Below are 17,315 nucleotides of genomic sequence, written 5' to 3'. Positions count from 1 at the left end.
TTATAATTTTGTAAAACAATAAAAAGGATTTGCGCTAGGGTCGTCTAAAAGTTGTTCCAGCGTTTTCTTTCGTTCAAATAATTCTAAAATTTCTGCGTGAGTATATAATTGAGGAAAAACAAAAAAATCAACGATAAGTTCCTTTACGCCCTGCAACTCAATTTGGAGCTGCTCACGCTGTAAAGCCTCTTCTTTTTTATTATCACCGCCCCTACTCATAACAATTCGTGTTTAAAAATTTTCATCATAAACTCCTTATTGTTTGCAACGTTGAGCGTAAAAGGTTTGTCAGGATACTTTGCAGAGTGAACCTCAATAGCCGTAATACCGTCTAATGTTTCGCCTATATAACAAAAAAAACCGCCTTGAGATTTTTTAATTTTCATACCAAGACGCTGACCGATTAACCATGTCTTGCAATGTTTTGAAACGGTTCGTCTCAAATTCAATACATCGAATTCGCCTCTAAAATGCATTTTTAAGATTCTGTGACGCAAGAAGATTCTGTGTGCGTCAGATAACGGGGGATGCTGTTTTGTCATACACTTGTTTGTTGAACAAGTATATATTTAAGACATTAACGATTATTATCTTAAAAAGTTGTCGATTCTATAAAACATTCTGTAGATTATAGTTCAAAAAATTTACATTTTTTAAACTATGAATGTACACAGCATTATGTTAAGATAGCTTTGGTATTTGATTTTTGAGTGCTATCATTAGAACAAGTAAAATCCTAATCTATTTAGAAACTTAGTTTTAAGTTAATTTATATTGATCAGATTATTTCATAAATTTTTAGTTTAGAAAAAATACTAATCAGTCTGGTCTGGTTTTCTTTTAAAATTTTCCAGGCTGAGGATTACAAAATTAGTTATGCATATAAATTTGCGTGATATTAAAAGAACCAAAAATTAAATCTGTGTATTCTTTAATTTTGCTGTTAGTGATTGATAAACAATTTGCTAAAATGAACTAGCGCTATGCTATTTATATCTTATGTGCTTTTATTAAGAAAGTTATGGATACTTTGTTTAGCACTCATTCATTATGCTAGAATGGGTTCTTTAAATGAATTTCTATTTGACATAATATAAAAGATTTTACTTTATATTTTAATTGTATTTATCATAAAATCAATAATTTATAAATAAAATTATAAGTGAAACAATTTACTTTTTCATTGTAATTTCTCCGTTTTTAAAGCTTAGTCGCTTGAATACATCCGGACTTACAAGCTGTTTGATTCTCTCTTTAAGAAATTTTTCGCTTGCTTTTTGTTCACGTGCCAATAGTTTGGTGTCTATCGTGCCGGGCTTTTCTTTTTCTATGACTATCCTACCCTTATATACGCTTATTGTCAGCCTGTCGTCGGGCTCGAATCCGCAGTTGCGAACCCATTTGCCCATTAGGAGGATTTTGGAACTGTAATCGTGTGGGTAGGTATTTGGCCCTACCAGGATTTCTTTATAGACTTTTATTCTGCGGGTGTCCAATAGTTTGGTTTCGTCGTCTCGGTCTGATAATTTTACGTTGCACATAATCAAGGTGTTTTATGGTTAATATCATAGAATACGGTTTCCCGTAATTTGGCGTATTTCGATTGACTTATATTTGTTTCCGTCAGTGTTTTTTATATCATTGTGCAATGATGTTGTGAAGTAAGACAAGGTTTATGGGATAATCAATTCCGTTTCAGGATGTTTTATTCCGAGAAAAGCATAATTTAGAAACTTCATTTGCCAATAGTTGTTAATTATTTTAACTAAAAACAGTATATTTGAGATTTATGATACATACCGATATGCCAAACAAGAAAATACACCAAGGTCGAAACATAAAGCGTTTCCGTGAAATGCTGGGCATCAAGCAAGACGCCCTAGCCTACGAATTGGGCGAAGACTGGAACCAAAAGAAAATCTCTCTCCTGGAACAAAAAGAATCCGTAGAAAAGGATATTTTAGAACAAGTGGCTAAAATCCTGAAAGTGCCTACCGAGGCTATTGAGAATTTTGATGAAGAACAGGCAGTAAATATTATCTCAAATACATTTACAAGTAACGACACATCGACTTTAAATGCTATAAATATTCAGCCGACTTTCAATCCTCTTGATAAGATGGTAGAGCTTTATGAGCGTATGCTTGAACAGCAAAAGGAAATGATTGAGAAGTTGGAGAAGTTGATTGAGAGGAAGTAAGTAGATAATATAACTATTTAACATGTATAGAGGTTTCAATCTTTCAATACCATTATCTGATATAAACATGAATGATAATGTAAATGAGCTGATTAAAATAGGTAAAGAAATCTTTCAAGATACCCAAAAAAAGGTAAAAAGTACCCTAGACGATTACTTATTAGATAATAAACGCCTAGATGGTAATAAAATTATCAATGAATGGTTTCCTGAAGTAAAAGCACATATATTTTTATCTCATTCTCATAAAGATGAGGAACTAGCTTTTCTACTTGCAGGTTTTTTTCATGAAGCATTCAATATATATACTTTTATTGATTCAGCTGTTTGGGGATATTCGGATGATTTATTAAGACAACTTGATGATAAATATTGTAAGAATAGTGATGGTAATTATAACTACTTAAAAAGAAATTATTCTACAACGCATGTACATATGATGCTTTCTAACTCTTTAAATAGAATGATTGACAATTGTGAGTGTATTATGTTTTTAAATACTCCAAATTCTATCGTAACTTCTAATGAAATTAATAATAAGACTAATTCACCTTGGATTTTTTCAGAAATCAGCACTTCAATGATTGTTCAAAAAAGAACTCCTATACGTGTACAACAAAAAATTATAGTATTCTCGTCAAAAAAAATGTCATCATTAAATGAAAATGAACAACAACAATTATTAATAGATTATAATGTAGAACTTTCGCATTTAATTAACCTAAATGAAGAAGACTTAGAGAATTGGCTTGAAACATCAAAAAACACCAATGCAGAAAAGGCTTTAGATGATTTATATGCACAACATCCATTAGATAAAAGGTTTATTATAAATTAGATTTAAAACAACTTAATAAAAAATTGCAAATATTATTAAGAATCAGAAAATTAAATATTCAAATAAATAAGATAATGGCAGAAGAGAAACGACAACACTTGGAGTTTATACAAAATATTATAAATAGATTAAGTACAAATTCTATACAATTAAAAGCGATTACAATTACTTTAACAGCTGGTCTTCTAGCTGTTTATTCTACATCGCCAAAAATATTCTTAATTTACTTAGCCTCAATTCAAGTAATATTTTTTTGGCTTTTGGATAGTTATTATTTACAGCAAGAAAGAAAATTTAGAGGTGTCTATAATGATGTTAGTGGGATAACTAGCAATTTTACAATAAAAGATTACGAAATGCCTATTGAAAAATATAAAAAGGGTAAATATAGTTTTTTCAGATGTGTATTTTCATTCTCTAAATTACTGTTTTTTGGTTCAATTTTCTCGATTTTAATACTGACTATTTTTGGATTGAAGTATAATTGTATCAATTAACAAAATGGAGAGTACCAAGCCTGAAATTATAATTAGTATTGAAGAGAGATATAATTTAAAACTTGAAAAATTATATGGTTTTCAAAATATTACAGATCACCCACAATCATATAAAATTGATGAAAACAATAATATAACAGAGATAAATCTTAATAATTGTAGATTGATATCTCTACATCGATTGAGATATCTTAAGTCATTAAAAAAAATATGCTTAGCTGGAAATAGTATCCGGAATATAGAAACTTTAGAGCAATTAACAGAGCTCGAATATCTAGATGTTAGTAATAATAAAATCGAAGATATTTCAATTCTTAAGCAGTTAATATCACTACGATATTTAAATATATCAAATAATAGGGTTTACGACATTAGTCCTATATATGACCATTTAAAAAATGATTTGTACTTAATCGCCGAAGACAACCCAACCTTGTACCCTTCAGAAAAGATTTCGATAAATAGAAATGGAGATGTTATTGAGTGGTTTAATTATCTATGGAGATATGTAAATAATAGAATTGAAGATAACCTACAAACAAAGGAAGAAATTTTAGATCTTGGTAATTGTGGAATTACTGATCTATCAAGATTTCCTTTATTATATAAATGTACCCATTTAAAGGTATTAATATTGAGTAATGAATGGGCTATTTATGATGGAACATGGTATAGAAGAACGAGCCTAAATGAAGGTTTACCAAATAATATATTTCATGTTCCATCTGAATTTTCTAATCTTCAAAATTTAGAGCATCTTATTGTTGGAGGTGATTGGAACAGCAAGAAAAATAATTTTTGGAATAGATGGAGAATAAAAAATTTTTCAATATTTAATAAACTAAGTAATTTAAAATATCTTAATCTGAGTAATAATTTAATTACTGGAAATATTAATCTGAATAAACTTAAACAAATAGAAATATTACATTTAAATAACAATAAAATTACTTCGATAACTACATCATCATATTTTGAAAAAACAAAAGAACTTTATCTTAGTAATAATTATATTTTCGACACCTCCTTTCTTAATAAATTTCCCAGAATTGAGACTATTGATCTTCACTCAAATAGAATAAAAACTTTATTGCCTATTCAGGAACTTATTGAAAGAATTTTTATTAATGATTCAAAATGGCAAAAACACTCAATCAATCTAAGCCAAAACCCTTTAGCAAACCCTCCCTTGGAAGTTGTTTCGCAAGGAAATGAATATGTGTTAGCATATTTTAAACAATATCAAGCAGAAAAAGACATCAAAATAAGGCCATATATAAATCGTGATATTAAATTAGTTTTAGTAGGCAATAGTGATGTAGGTAAATCTACTCTTACAGAATATTTCTTAACTGAAAATTGGAATACTACTATTTCTAGTACGCATTGGATGGCAGTAAAGCCCTGGTCAATAAAATATAAAAACCAAAAATATAACATCAGAATATTTGATTTTGGAGGTCAGGAATATTATCATGACACCCATTATTTATTCTTCACAGACCAAACTGCCTATCTATTGCTTTGGAATGAGCAATCCAATAAATATGGAGAAGTGTTAATAGAGCAAAGACAAGATAATGGTAGTTTGAAAATGAATAAAGTACAATGCTTTCCTTTGGAATATTGGCTTAATTCTATTGAATATCATACAAAGAATAAAAGGATTTCTACTGATGAAAAAAGAATTAGAGAAATCCTAAAAGAGCGTGACATTGATATTCAAAATAATATACGTTTTGCGGAAAATTGGACTGAAAAAGTGATTCAATCTACAGAAGATATTGATAGAGAATTAGAGGATGTTCCAAATATCCTTATAACACAAAATAAAATTGATAATGTACACGATTTAAAATTTCTCAATGAACGGAGTTTAAAAAAATCTTATCCAAAAATTTTTGAATATGCTTCTCTTTCTGTAAAAACAGAAAGGGGTATGGATAACTTTAAAGAGATATTGTTTGAATTACTAGATAAAATTCCTCTAACTAATAAACAGTTTTTGGGAACTTGGGGGATCGTAAAAAAAGAGATTGAAATTGGAAATTGCCCTTCTAAAAAAATTAGTATTACTGAATTCAAAAAATACTGTAATGATATAATCAAATCTATTCGTCAGTTTGAAATTGTTAGAAGTGAATTAGCAAGAGGAGTACTTTTTAGCACTACAGATGTTATTAGTTTTGCTCAATACTTAAATAATATAGGGCTAATTTTATACTTTCCTGAAAATGAGAAATTAAAAAACTATGTATTTCTGAATCAAAAAGACATTCTTCAGAAAATATATGATATTCTTCTTGACTTACATAAAATGAACGGCAAGTTTAATAAAGATTATGTTAAAAACACTTTAGGGAAAAGTAATTTTGATAGCGAATGTGAAATGATTATTAATATCATGAGTCATTTCAAAATGATTTTTGAACACCCATCAGATGTTGATTATTATATTGCTCCGTTATATTTGCCATCAGAACCTCCAAAGAGCGTAAAAATCTTTCTTAGTACCTTTCAAAAACCAATTTGTAAGTTTATTTTCAACAGTTTTATACATAAACACATTATTTTGGAGTTTTTCCAAAAACATGGAAAGGCTGTTTTGAAAGACACAAACAACGGTGAATCATATCTATATTGGAAAAATGGAGTTGTACTAAAAGATATTGAAACTCATGAAATTGTACTTGTAAAATTTTGTAATGTTGATAAGGCTAATAAAAAGGCTTATATAGATGTCTATAAATTAGAAAATTCAGGAAATTCTCTATTTTCTGATGATGTGATAAAAACACTAGAAGAAATATGTATTGATAAGGACGTAACTAAAACAGTTACAGTTGATGGTGAAAATTTCATCCCAATTTCAGTTATTCATAAAGCAGAAGATAATAAAAACTGGATTTTCCATCATGAGGAAAAATACTACGATTTGAAGCAATTCAAACAATATCTAAAACAAGATTTAAAAATGAAAAAAATATTTATCTCGTATTCAAAAGAAGATACACCCTATCTGGTTAAATTGGAAAATCATTTGAGTGTCTTAAAAAGAAACGGAACTATTGATACCTGGAACTGTAGACAATTATTACCCGGAGAAAAATGGGATGGTAAAATCAAACATGAATTAGAAGAAGCTGATATTATATTGTTTTTAGTAAGTGATGACTTTTTAGCTACTGATTATATTTGGGATATAGAGATAAAGAGAGCTATTGAGAGAGAGAATGAAAATCCTGAAAAAGTAAAAGTCGTTCCAATTATTGTAAGGGACTGTTATTGGGAAGGGTCTCCATTAGGAGCTTATAATTCAACACCTGGTAAAGCTCAAGTTTTAACAGCTTCATCCAATATTGATTTAGCATTTAAAGACGCCGTACTGGGAATCATGGATATAATATAAACAATTTCTTTGAGGCTATCCTCTATTTGTCATGATATTTCAATACTCATATTTGTTTATATACCCTACTCTATTTGATGCCGAAATTGCGTGAGGGATAGTCCGACCCTATGAGATCGATTACGATTGGAACCAGCAAAAAGTTTCTCTTTTAGAACAAAAAGAATCCATCGAAACTCCCCTGCTCCAATAGATTTCTACCTTTCTGAAAATTCTTGCAGAAAGGTAATGGCTTTGGTAGTGCTTCATTATCATGATATTTGTCGGCTGTGTAATTTTATGCCCTTTTTATGATGGCTACAATTTTAAGAGATGTTTAAAATTATAATCTTATCGGTTCAATTACAGATACTTTACGACATTTATGTTCGATAGCATAATTCGAATTTATTTTTTTCATTTCTTCTTTTAATCTTTATATTGCTTTATCAGTAAGGATTTCCTCTATTTATTTTTTGATTGTTCTAAATTTTGATTTTGATTACGGGAAACCGTAATCAAAAAGCATTTTGTTTTTAGTATATTTGGTTGAATAAACTTGTTAATTTATTTAAACTAATTAACCAACATAGAGTAATTTAACCATGCTTATATTGAAATTAACTAAATTTCATGAGCTATATCTATTAACCTAAAAAAGTTATATGTTATTTTCAGATTATCAAAACCTAGCAAAAAAAACTATCCAAGATTATGTCAAGGGTAAGGAAGTTAATAATATCGTTCCTTTTTTAGGATTAATTGGAGAGGCTGGTTCTGTTATTACGGAATTAAAGAAAAATTTAAGAGATGGAACCGCTTATGTAAATTATAAAAATAAATTAAAAGAAGAATTGGGTGATGTACTCTGGTATATTTCCACAATAGCAACTGAGAATGATTTAAGTTTAGAGGAGGTGGCTACAGAAAACCTAAAAAAAATAAAAGACCGTTTTGATTCAGAACAACCAGAGAATTTTATAGTTTATGATGAAGAATATCCAAAATCTGAGCAATTTCCTAGAGAGTTTGAAGTTGAATTTAAAATTATAAAAGAGGGCGGAAAAGAAAAAGTAAGAATCATCAATAAGACTTCTAATAAGCAATTAGGAAATGACATCACGGATAACTCCCATAAAGAGGACGGATATAGGTTTCATGACATATTTCATTTAGGTTATGTTGCTTATCTTGGATGGTCTCCTGTGATAAGAAAATTAATGGGAATAAAACGAAAAAGTGTTAACGCCACTGATGAAGTTGAAGACGGTGCGAGAGCAGCTATTACTGAAGAACTAGTAAGCTTATATATTTATAATTATGCTATTGACCATCAATTATTTAAATACAGTAATAATGTTGATACTGAGGTTTTAAAAACGATTAAAAAGTTAGTTAGTGGTATTGAAGTTGAAAATTGTACGCAGAAACAATGGGAAACAGCAATTATAAATTCATATAAGGTTTTTGATGAATTAAAGAATAATAATGGTGGGCGGGTTATGGTTAGTATTAAAAATAAAAAGCTAACCTACTTAGGCAAAAACTAATTTTGAGTAAAAATAATAATGGCAGAAACAATAAATAATCCTAAAAATATTTCAATCTTAGTAAAAAAGACGAAACCGAAGCCAAGCATTGTGTATAATACATATTGGGAATTTATCTCAAAAAGGCAAGATGTTTTTTTTAAAAGATTTAATAATATCAGTTATCCTTGGACAGACGATGAGATCCTGAACAATTATAAATTTACAAATGTATATCGTGCTACTGATAGAGTAAGTCAATTCTTGATAAAAAATATTATATATGATGGAAGTCAAGAACCCGAGGAATTATTTTTCCGAACAATTTTATTCAAAATCTTTAATAGAATTTCAACATGGGAATTCCTCCAAGAAGAGTTAGGAGAAATCTCTCTTAAAAATTATTCCTTTAAAGCTTATGATAAATTATTGCTAGAGGTTCTGAAGAACAATGAGCCCATCTATTCCCCTGCTTACATAATGGCATCTGGAAAATCTATTTTTGGAAAAGATAGGAAACATCAAAACCATTTATTACTAATTGAAAGAATGATAAAGGATAAGCTCCCATATATTCTTCAAAAAAGTACGTCCATGAAAGATGTATATGAGCTGTTATTATCCTATCCAACAATTGGAGAGTTTTTAGCCTATCAGTATACCACTGATCTCAATTATAGTAATCTTATTAATTTCAGTGAAATGGAATTTGTAAAAGCCGGTCCAGGAGCAAAAGATGGTATTGCCAAATGCTTTACAAGTTTAGGAGATTATAGTTATGAAGATGTTATAAAAATGATGGCAGATAATCAAGAAATGGAATTTGAAAAAAGAGGAATAATGTTTCAAAATCTATGGGGTAGAAACCTACAATTAATTGATTGCCAAAACGTATTTTGTGAAGTTGATAAATATTCAAGAATGTTTCATCCGGAGATTATGGGGGTTTCAAATAGAATACGTATAAAACAGAAATTTAAAGTACAAAATAAAGAACATATTGATTATTTCTTTCCTCCTAAATGGGGGATTAATAACCTCATTTAAAAACACATAAATTATGAGTACATCAAAAAATGTTTTTATAAGTCATCATCACAAAGATGATGAAGCTGTTACAAGTTTTACAAAATTATTAGCTGGTAAAGAATACGGGATTAGAAATAGTTCAATAAGAGCTAATCCCAAAAACCAAGAGAGGTTAGATAAAAAACTAATTCCTGAACAAACTTTGAAACGGCTCTTAAGAATGAAGATGCGTTGGGCAGGAACTGTCGTAGTGCTAATTGGTTCACAAACTCATTCAAGAAAATGGGTCAATTGGGAAATTGAAGAAGCTGCTAAACTAGGAAAAAGAATTGTTGGTGTGTTTATGCATGGCGGAAAAGACTCAGATATACCTGAAAATCTGGAAAAATTTGGTGATGGATTAGTTGGATGGAATTCTGAAAAAATAATTGATGCGCTTGACGGTAAAGATGTTGGATGGTGTAGTTCAAGTGGTTCTCCAAGAACCCCTGTAAATAATGTTAAGAGAATCAACTGTCAGTAATGAGTGTTTATGCATATAAAATAACTCGTGATTATGGTTTTGCTCCAAATCCATTTGGAGAGTATTGTACTTTAGCTTGCTGTAAGCCTCATATAAGAAAAAAAGCAGTAGTTGGAGATTGGATTATAGGCACTGGTGCAGTAGCGAATGGGTTATTAAATCATTTAATTTTTCTAATGAAAGTAACAGAAAAATTAACTTTTCAAGAATACTGGGAAGATGAGAGGTTTAGCTATAAAAAGCCAGTATTAAATGGAAGTTTAAAACAGATACATGGTGATAATATTTACCATAATGAAAGTAACGAATGGCTACAATCAGATTCTCACCATAGTTTATATGACGGGCAAATAAATACAGGAAATCTTAAACAGGATTTGAGTGGTGAATATGTCTTAGTATCTAATCATTTTTTGTATTTCGGAAAAAATGCATGGAAAGTTCCAGACGAATATCTAGAAATTTGCCCAGGAACTCGTCATAGAGATTATATAACAATTGAAAATGAACTCTTAGCTAAAGAACTGATAACGATGATAACAAATAAATATGAATTAGGACTAAATGGTATACCTATTCATTGGAAAGAGTATGAACAAAAAACACTATATTAATTAAATGGCTTTAAACCGATATCATAATGTAACAAAGTATGACTCCAGAAATAAGATTTTGTCTTCTGGGATAGAATGCATATTTATATCACACCAACAGAGAGATAAAGATGCGGCAAAGAAGATTGCAGATTATTTATTAGGGGCTGGTATAGATGTTTATTTTGATGCTTATGATGGGGATTTAAAGATTCATCATCAATCTAACAATGCAAAAGCTGTTACTGATTCAATTAGAAAAGGGATAAATAATAGTTCTCACATGCTCGTACTGGTTTCTCCTAATACATTATATTCAACTTGGGTACCTTTTGAAATAGGCTATGGTTATGATAAAACCGACTTATTTGTGTTATGTCTTAAAGGAATTCCTAAAGGAGGATTGCCTGAATATGTAAGATCTGCTACTATTATTAGAGATATTTATGATCTAAATAATCTGGTTAGTAGAATCTCAAAAATCGATAAAGAAATTTTACTTGAAACAAAAATGATGAGTGATTATGGAAGCCCTACAAATCCACTTTCGAGTGTAATGGACACCTTAATAAATGACAGATACTAACAGAATTTTTATATGGAATATTTTATTTCAAAACTATCTTTCCGATCAGGAGAAAAAATGATTGACAGTGTATTTGCATATCAGTATGATGGGAATAATTTAGTGTCTTTAGATACGAAAGATAGAAATTGGTTGTTAAATAGGCATAGCAATGGCTACCAAATATCTACATTAAGAAAAAGCCTAGATGGGCAATGGCAGAGAGGAGCTCCTGTAGACTATATAAACAACTTATTTAGCTGGGATAGACAACTACCCTTAAATATAACTAAGAGAAAGACATTTATAAGCTATTATCATTATGAAGACCAATATTACAAGGAGAGGTTCAAGAATTTATTGGGGGATTTAGTAACTCACAAATCTGTTGAAAATGGCGATATAGATTCGGATAATTCAGATGGATATATAAAACAGTTAATTCAAAAAGGTTATTTAGCAGACACAACTGTTTTGGTAGTTTTGATTGGGCCAAATACAAAACATCGGAAACATATTGATTGGGAAATATCCGGCGCATTGAATTATAAAGTTGGAGATAAATATTCTGGATTGCTTGGCTTATTATTGCCTAATCATCCTGATTTTGGAACAACTAAGGCTACTTATAACTTAATGCCAACTAGATTAGCAGATAATTTTAAATCAGAATATGCAGTCATAATAGACTGGACAGATGATAGAGCAAAAATGCAAGAATATATAGAATTGGCATTTGAAAGAAGAAATACTCATTTAGATAATATAGATAATACATTCAAACAAATGACAGAAAATACCAATGAATAATATTATATATCCACTAAACATTTATGTAGTTTGGCATCCAAATTTTGGATTTGGAAAAACAATTGCAGAAGAATTATATTCTACATTTTGCAGAGATTATCAAAATCCGTTATCTAGAGGTCTTAATATTCCTGTTTATTTCAGATTTATTAAACTAGAAAATGGTCAGCCCCTTACTATTGACTTAAATGAAGCCGAAAAAAATGCTATTATTCTATTAATAGATGAAGAATATTTCTTAGACGATAATTTTAAATCATATACTAAGCAAATTGTTCAAAAAGCAAATGATAATAATAGAATATTTCCAATAAAACTTTTTGAATATGCTTATTCTATCAATTGTGGTTTAAACAAACTACAATTTACGGATGCTATTAAATACTTTGGAGAAAATCTGAATATTAATAAATCTGCAGATCAAGAGAAATCTATCAATAAAATTAAGACCGAACTTCTTCATGATTTAAGTCGCTTAATTTGGAATTTTCATGATAAACAAGAAGATAAGAATAGTCATAGAATCGGTTCACCTGTAAAATTATTTTTGAGTCATGCTAAGAAAGATGGTGAAGATTTAACCATCAGATTTAAAAGATTTATTGAAAATAATTTAAAACTTGATGTTTTCTTTGATACTGTCGATATTGCTAATGGCTATGAATTTGATGCTCAATTTGAACAAGAAATACCGAAATCAGCTCTTGTAGTTTTCCAGACAGATGAATATTCAAATAGAGAATGGTGTAGACGAGAAGTCTTACTTGCAAAGAAATCTAAATCCCCAATTGTCGTAGTGCATAATATAAGTAATGGAGAAAAAAGAGCTTTTCCATACTTAGGAAATATGCCTACGACAGTTCTATTAGAAGATGAAATTATATCATTTTATAGAATCGTTAATTTGACATTATATCAAGTATTGAACAATAGGTATCAGTTATTACTGCTTGACCAATATTCTAAATTAATTGATAATAAATATTCGATATTAGGAATATCATCTCCTCCTGAATTGTTTAATTATGTACATATAAAACAACTTTCACTTGACAATAAAAGATTAATAGTACTATATCCAGATCCTCCTCTAGGGATTGAAGAATTAGAAATTTTAAATGAACTAGATGATAATATAGATTTCACAACACCTACAAATTTAAATTATTAATAAAAATGGAAGAAATTAATGTTTCAGGGGTACAAACAGATGTAATAGAAGAAATTAAAACAAAACCATATAAGAATAAGTTTTTATATGGAAAATCTATAGCAATTTCTGTATCTGAGAATGAAGATTTAGAAAAGTTAGGTTTTACTATCCAACATTTGAATGATATTACTGTTGAAATTGCCAGATATATCATTGCTAATGATGGAAAAGCATTATATGGTGGAGATTTAAGACAAAATGGATTCACCACTCTATTTTCAGAATTATCTAATCAATATAAAAGAATAAATGACGATACATCAGGGTTTGTTAATTATTTTGTTTTTCCTAATACAAAACAATTAACACGAGATACTAGGATACATTTTTTGTCAAAAAATATTGAAATAAATGAAATAGAAGATCCTAAAAGTTTAACCATAGATTATAATACTAAATACGATCCAAGGACTCATATTGAGCATAGACACATCTACTCTGAATGCTTTAAAGAAATGAGAAGTCAAATGGCTAAAGATTGTACAGCCAGGGTTTTAGTTGGTGGGAAAATTACAAATTATTTAGGCTATATTCCTGGAGTTATTGAAGAAGCTCTCTATACCTTGAGAGAAAATAAACCATTGTTTTTAGTTGGAGCATTTGGTGGAGCAACTGAAAAACTAATAAAGCTAATTAAAGGTGAAGCGGTTGAAGAATTGACAAATGACTTCCAATATAATACAGAATTTTTAATCGAATTTAAAGATTATGTCAATCCTAAATGTGATTATACTGATTACGATAAATTAAGAACTGAGTTATCGAAATTTGATGTAAAGAAAATATCAGATCTCAATGGACTATCAATTGAAGAAAATGAGATATTATTTTCAAGCAAAAATATTCATCAAATAGTCTACTTATTAATGAAAGGTCTGAAAAAATAAAATGACTGGTAATATTTTTTCGTTAAAGTTGACGAAATACGAAAAGGCTAAAGTTATGGCAATAGTAGTTTTCAATACTTGAATAATCATTCGGTTTCTAACCATATATTTTTTTCAATCCACTCATCCTGATTTGGTTATGTTCCCCACTCTATTTTATGACGAGTTTGCGTGAGGGATAGCAGCGAAAAGCCCACAGCGAGGTACGAGCGAGGACTTGTAGCGGATAGCCCGACCCGTAGGGTCACGCCCAAAGGAAAATGTCTTTAGGGGTTGTTATTTAAACTGATATTCGGTTAGTCTTAATGTTCCGAATTTGTGTAGCAGGTCTTGCTCAACAGCCCATTTTAGGTCTCGGCTTGCTGTTGGTGCGGATATGTTTTTAAAGCTTTGCATGTAGTGTTTTCGGGTGAATTTATTTTTGCCAATTTTCTCCTTGAATAAACTTATTCTATCTTCTGTGTGAAGTGTTACGGATTGGGTTTGCAGGTGTGCGTTTAATGATTCTGAAATAATGCCGAGCATGAATTCGACGAAGGGTGTTGAGTTTCCTTTTTTGTCGGACTCGGAGAGCTTGTTATAATATTCGGTTTGTTTTTGCTTAATGAGTGTTTCGATGGGCAGGTATTCAAAAACAGGATATTGTTGCATGAGGATTAGGGTTTGCCAGAGTCTGCCCATTCTTCCGTTTCCGTCTGTGAATGGGTGTATGAACTCGAATTCATAATGAAAAACACAGCTTTTGATGAGGATTAAGTCGTTGTCCTTTTTTAAATAGTCGAAAAGGTCTTTCATTAATCCGTTTATCATGGTTCCGCCTGGTGCGATGTGTTCTACTTTTGAGCCTTTTACGATTCCGACATTGGTAGTTCTAAGCTTGCCCGGATTGTCAATTAATCCGCTCATTAGAACTGCATGTGCTTTTACAAGGTCTTTTAGCTGATAGGGATTGAATTGGTTGAGTTGTTGGTATACTTTTATGGCATTCTGAACTTCTACAATATCTTTTTGTGGGGCAATGATTCTTTTGTTTTCTAATAGAGCGGTAATTTGTTCTTCGGTCAAGGTGTTACCCTCTATTTCTAAGGATGATTGGATGGTTTTGATTCGGTTTTTCTTTCTTAGTTCGGTTGCGGGTTTATATAGATGTGAAGCGTTGATTTCTCCTATTTTCTCTGAAATGGAAGCTACTAATGCTAAAATTTTGTCGGTTATTGTATAGGGTGGTTTCATCGATGATAGTATCATTTGATATTATCAAAGGTAGGGATTATTTGGTAATGTTAGTCTTTTAAAAGAAAAAGATGATGCGATGATTAGGCTGTGCTCCCTACTCTATTTTATGACGGGTTTGCGTGAGGGATAGCAGCGAAAAGCCCACAGCGAGGCACGAGCGAGGACTTGTAGCGGATAGCCCGACCCGTAGGGTCACGCCCAAAGGAAAATCTTTTTAAAAAGTCGGCATTTTCTAAGGCTATTGCCATTCATAATTGAAAATTTCAAAATTTGTATATTCCGAATTGACAACTTATATTTGACAAATGATGTCAAGTAAAATTATTCATATGGAAACGTTTGGGCAAATCATAAGAGCAAAAAGAGAAAGTTTAGGGCTGCTACTTAGACAAGTAGCATCTTATTTAGACATTGACCAGGCAATTCTAAGTAAGATTGAACGCAATGAACGCAAGCCTACAAAAAACAACATTTTAAAACTTGCAGAAATACTAAAATTAGACAAGGAAGACTTATTTATTCAATATATGAGCGAGAAGATTGCTTACGAAATTGCAGAAGAAGATTGTGCCGGCAAGGTTTTGAAAGCAGCTCAACAAAAAGTAAAATATATAAAGTCTAATCTTGTAAAAAGCTAAAGCTATGCAACTAGAAACAATGGAAACAGAATTAAGCGTAGTAAGAAAGCCACAGATGGACATTTTAAAAGGCAAAAAGACTAAGCCACAAAACATAATTGAAGAAGAAAAAAACACCTTAAATGTGCTTTCTCTTTTTTCAGGCTGTGGGGGAATGGATTTAGGATTTGAAGGAGGATTTTCTGTTTTGCAACAATCTGTAAACGAAATTCTGACACCTCATTTTATTGACAAGAAAATGAAAAACAATTTTGTTCAACTAAAAAAGACAAAATTCAAGACTGTTTTCGCAAATGATATTTTGAGTGATGCCAGAAATGCATGGGTTAATTATTTTTCAAAACGTGGACATAACTCTGAAGATTTTTACAACGAAAGCATTGTAGACTTAGTAAAAATGCACAGGAACGGACACAATGTTTTTCCTGAAAATATTGATATTGTTACGGGTGGTTTTCCTTGCCAGGACTTTAGTATATCAGGAAAACGTAAAGGTTTTAATTCTCATAAAAACCATAAGGGTGAATTAATTGATGACACAACAGCCTCTGTCGAAACTCGCGGACAGCTTTATATGTGGATGAAGGAGGTTATTGAGATTACTCAGCCTAAAATTTTTATTGCTGAAAATGTCAAAGGTTTAGTCAATCATGGTGATGTAAAGACTATTATTCAAAATGATTTTTCTTCAGCTAACGGAAACGGCTATATTGTGCTTTCTCCGCAAGTTTTACATTCTGCAGATTTTGGTGTTCCGCAATCAAGAGAGAGAGTAATTTTTATAGGTATAAAAAAATCGGAATTAAATGAATCTGCTTTGGCAGAGTTAGAAAAAGAAAAAATTTCTGACCAATATAATCCGTATCCAAGCCCTACACATTCGTATACAGTTCAGGGAGATCATTTAAAACACTTTGTACAGTTAAAAGATGTTTTTAAGCATTTGGATGAGCCTGAAAAAGCGGAAGATCTTTCGCAAAAGTCTTACTCCAAGGCAAAGTTTATGGGCAAGCATTGTCAGGGACAAACCGAAATAAAACTTGTGAATATCTCGCCTACTATTCGATCAGAACATCATGGGAATATTGAATTTAGACGACTTTCAAAAGAAAACGGAGGGAAAATAGAAAGTGAATTAAATAAAGGTTTGAGCGAACGCAGGTTAACTGTGAGAGAATGTGCCTTGATTCAAACTTTTCCTCCGGATTATGAGTTTGTAATTGAAAATAAAAATGGCAGAAAAGGATCATTTTTAGTTAGTCCGTCACAAGCATATAAAATTATTGGCAATGCCGTTCCTCCTCTTTTAGCGTATAATTTAGCGAAAAGAATTGAAGCAATTTGGGAAATCTATTTTAAAAAATAAAGG

At 30.6% G+C, this 17,315-nt stretch carries 18 protein-coding genes; 14 read left to right on the top strand and 4 right to left on the bottom strand.

Features of this window, described 5'->3' with window-relative positions:
* The 3 genes from FJA49_RS06045 to FJA49_RS06035 form a co-directional block, all read right to left on the bottom strand.
* Positions 1–219 carry a hypothetical protein gene (locus tag FJA49_RS06045; protein WP_139999888.1) on the bottom strand — a complete coding sequence of 73 codons (219 nt, stop codon included), beginning with the start codon at positions 217–219 and terminating at the stop codon, positions 1–3.
* Complete coding sequence (locus tag FJA49_RS06040; RefSeq protein WP_139999886.1) at positions 216–542, bottom strand: hypothetical protein; 327 nt, start codon at positions 540–542, stop codon at positions 216–218. Before FJA49_RS06040 ends, FJA49_RS06045 begins: the two co-directional genes overlap by 4 nt.
* 630 nt (positions 543–1,172) lie before the next feature.
* Positions 1,173–1,541 carry a SymE family type I addiction module toxin gene (locus FJA49_RS06035; RefSeq protein WP_139999884.1) on the bottom strand — a complete coding sequence of 123 codons (369 nt, stop codon included), beginning with the start codon at positions 1,539–1,541 and terminating at the stop codon, positions 1,173–1,175.
* Positions 1,542–1,789: 248 nt separating this feature from the next.
* Between FJA49_RS06035 and FJA49_RS06030 the strand changes: the two genes are divergently transcribed.
* From FJA49_RS06030 to FJA49_RS05970, 12 genes are all read left to right on the top strand, one after another.
* A complete protein-coding gene (locus FJA49_RS06030) occupies positions 1,790–2,200 on the top strand; it encodes a helix-turn-helix domain-containing protein (protein WP_139999882.1) in 411 nt (136 codons plus the stop codon).
* Between the two features lie 67 nt (positions 2,201–2,267).
* Positions 2,268–3,038, top strand: a complete 771-nt coding sequence (locus FJA49_RS06025) for a hypothetical protein (protein ID WP_139999880.1) — start codon at positions 2,268–2,270, stop codon at positions 3,036–3,038.
* Between the two features lie 74 nt (positions 3,039–3,112).
* On the top strand, positions 3,113–3,535 hold the full coding sequence (locus FJA49_RS06020; RefSeq protein ID WP_139999878.1) for a hypothetical protein: 423 nt from the start codon (positions 3,113–3,115) through the stop codon (positions 3,533–3,535).
* A gap of 4 nt (positions 3,536–3,539) precedes the next feature.
* Complete coding sequence (locus FJA49_RS06015) at positions 3,540–6,944, top strand: leucine-rich repeat domain-containing protein (protein WP_139999876.1); 3,405 nt, start codon at positions 3,540–3,542, stop codon at positions 6,942–6,944.
* 644 nt (positions 6,945–7,588) lie between these two features.
* Positions 7,589–8,473: a nucleoside triphosphate pyrophosphohydrolase family protein gene (locus FJA49_RS06005; RefSeq protein WP_139999874.1), complete on the top strand. Its 885-nt coding sequence runs from the start codon at positions 7,589–7,591 to the stop codon at positions 8,471–8,473.
* An 18-nt stretch (positions 8,474–8,491) separates the two neighbouring features.
* Entirely contained in the window at positions 8,492–9,499 is a 1,008-nt protein-coding gene (locus FJA49_RS06000; protein ID WP_233590078.1) for a nucleotide kinase domain-containing protein, read from the top strand.
* A gap of 13 nt (positions 9,500–9,512) precedes the next feature.
* Positions 9,513–10,004 (top strand): TIR domain-containing protein, encoded by a 492-nt coding sequence (locus FJA49_RS05995; protein WP_139999872.1) that lies wholly within the window; start codon positions 9,513–9,515, stop codon positions 10,002–10,004.
* On the top strand, positions 10,004–10,618 hold the full coding sequence (locus FJA49_RS05990; RefSeq protein ID WP_139999870.1) for an Nmad2 family putative nucleotide modification protein: 615 nt from the start codon (positions 10,004–10,006) through the stop codon (positions 10,616–10,618). The genes FJA49_RS05995 and FJA49_RS05990 overlap by 1 nt, the downstream gene beginning before the upstream one ends.
* A 4-nt stretch (positions 10,619–10,622) precedes the next feature.
* Positions 10,623–11,183, top strand: a complete 561-nt coding sequence (locus tag FJA49_RS05985; RefSeq protein WP_139999868.1) for a toll/interleukin-1 receptor domain-containing protein — start codon at positions 10,623–10,625, stop codon at positions 11,181–11,183.
* Positions 11,184–11,195: 12 nt separating this feature from the next.
* On the top strand, positions 11,196–11,972 hold the full coding sequence (locus tag FJA49_RS05980) for a TIR domain-containing protein (protein ID WP_139999866.1): 777 nt from the start codon (positions 11,196–11,198) through the stop codon (positions 11,970–11,972).
* A complete protein-coding gene (locus tag FJA49_RS05975; RefSeq protein WP_139999864.1) occupies positions 11,965–13,143 on the top strand; it encodes a TIR domain-containing protein in 1,179 nt (392 codons plus the stop codon). The genes FJA49_RS05980 and FJA49_RS05975 overlap by 8 nt, the downstream gene beginning before the upstream one ends.
* Positions 13,144–13,148: 5 nt before the next feature.
* On the top strand, positions 13,149–14,072 hold the full coding sequence (locus tag FJA49_RS05970; protein ID WP_139999862.1) for a hypothetical protein: 924 nt from the start codon (positions 13,149–13,151) through the stop codon (positions 14,070–14,072).
* Positions 14,073–14,348: 276 nt separating this feature from the next.
* Here FJA49_RS05970 and FJA49_RS05965 read toward each other — a convergent pair whose 3' ends face one another.
* On the bottom strand, positions 14,349–15,305 hold the full coding sequence (locus FJA49_RS05965) for a Fic family protein (protein ID WP_199758361.1): 957 nt from the start codon (positions 15,303–15,305) through the stop codon (positions 14,349–14,351).
* 308 nt (positions 15,306–15,613) lie between these two features.
* Here FJA49_RS05965 and FJA49_RS05960 point away from each other — a divergent pair, with 308 nt between their 5' ends.
* The gene (locus tag FJA49_RS05960) at positions 15,614–15,946 is read left to right on the top strand and encodes a helix-turn-helix domain-containing protein (RefSeq protein WP_233590077.1); all 333 of its coding nucleotides are present in this window, start codon (positions 15,614–15,616) and stop codon (positions 15,944–15,946) included.
* A 4-nt stretch (positions 15,947–15,950) separates the two neighbouring features.
* A complete protein-coding gene (locus tag FJA49_RS05955; RefSeq protein WP_139999858.1) occupies positions 15,951–17,312 on the top strand; it encodes a DNA cytosine methyltransferase in 1,362 nt (453 codons plus the stop codon).
* Positions 17,313–17,315: the final 3 nt, after the last annotated feature.

This window comes from Flavobacterium microcysteis, assembly GCF_006385255.1.
Classification (GTDB): domain Bacteria; phylum Bacteroidota; class Bacteroidia; order Flavobacteriales; family Flavobacteriaceae; genus Flavobacterium; species Flavobacterium microcysteis.
Note: the sequence above shows the minus strand (reverse complement) of the source record. Positions and strands in the feature narration are given on the sequence as shown.

Bases quoted from the DNA above. Each gene is read 5' to 3' on its own strand.
- FJA49_RS06045 (WP_139999888.1), bottom strand. From the start codon at position 219: ATGAGTAGGGGCGGTGATAATAAAAAAGAAGAGGCTTTACAGCGTGAG.
- FJA49_RS06040 (WP_139999886.1), bottom strand. From the start codon at position 542: ATGACAAAACAGCATCCCCCGTTATCTGACGCACACAGAATCTTCTTG.
- FJA49_RS06035 (WP_139999884.1), bottom strand. From the start codon at position 1,541: ATGTGCAACGTAAAATTATCAGACCGAGACGACGAAACCAAACTATTG.
- FJA49_RS06030 (WP_139999882.1), top strand. From the start codon at position 1,790: ATGATACATACCGATATGCCAAACAAGAAAATACACCAAGGTCGAAAC.
- FJA49_RS06025 (WP_139999880.1), top strand. From the start codon at position 2,268: ATGAATGATAATGTAAATGAGCTGATTAAAATAGGTAAAGAAATCTTT.
- FJA49_RS06020 (WP_139999878.1), top strand. From the start codon at position 3,113: ATGGCAGAAGAGAAACGACAACACTTGGAGTTTATACAAAATATTATA.
- FJA49_RS06015 (WP_139999876.1), top strand. From the start codon at position 3,540: ATGGAGAGTACCAAGCCTGAAATTATAATTAGTATTGAAGAGAGATAT.
- FJA49_RS06005 (WP_139999874.1), top strand. From the start codon at position 7,589: ATGTTATTTTCAGATTATCAAAACCTAGCAAAAAAAACTATCCAAGAT.
- FJA49_RS06000 (WP_233590078.1), top strand. From the start codon at position 8,492: ATGGCAGAAACAATAAATAATCCTAAAAATATTTCAATCTTAGTAAAA.
- FJA49_RS05995 (WP_139999872.1), top strand. From the start codon at position 9,513: ATGAGTACATCAAAAAATGTTTTTATAAGTCATCATCACAAAGATGAT.
- FJA49_RS05990 (WP_139999870.1), top strand. From the start codon at position 10,004: ATGAGTGTTTATGCATATAAAATAACTCGTGATTATGGTTTTGCTCCA.
- FJA49_RS05985 (WP_139999868.1), top strand. From the start codon at position 10,623: ATGGCTTTAAACCGATATCATAATGTAACAAAGTATGACTCCAGAAAT.
- FJA49_RS05980 (WP_139999866.1), top strand. From the start codon at position 11,196: ATGGAATATTTTATTTCAAAACTATCTTTCCGATCAGGAGAAAAAATG.
- FJA49_RS05975 (WP_139999864.1), top strand. From the start codon at position 11,965: ATGAATAATATTATATATCCACTAAACATTTATGTAGTTTGGCATCCA.
- FJA49_RS05970 (WP_139999862.1), top strand. From the start codon at position 13,149: ATGGAAGAAATTAATGTTTCAGGGGTACAAACAGATGTAATAGAAGAA.
- FJA49_RS05965 (WP_199758361.1), bottom strand. From the start codon at position 15,305: ATGAAACCACCCTATACAATAACCGACAAAATTTTAGCATTAGTAGCT.
- FJA49_RS05960 (WP_233590077.1), top strand. From the start codon at position 15,614: ATGATGTCAAGTAAAATTATTCATATGGAAACGTTTGGGCAAATCATA.
- FJA49_RS05955 (WP_139999858.1), top strand. From the start codon at position 15,951: ATGCAACTAGAAACAATGGAAACAGAATTAAGCGTAGTAAGAAAGCCA.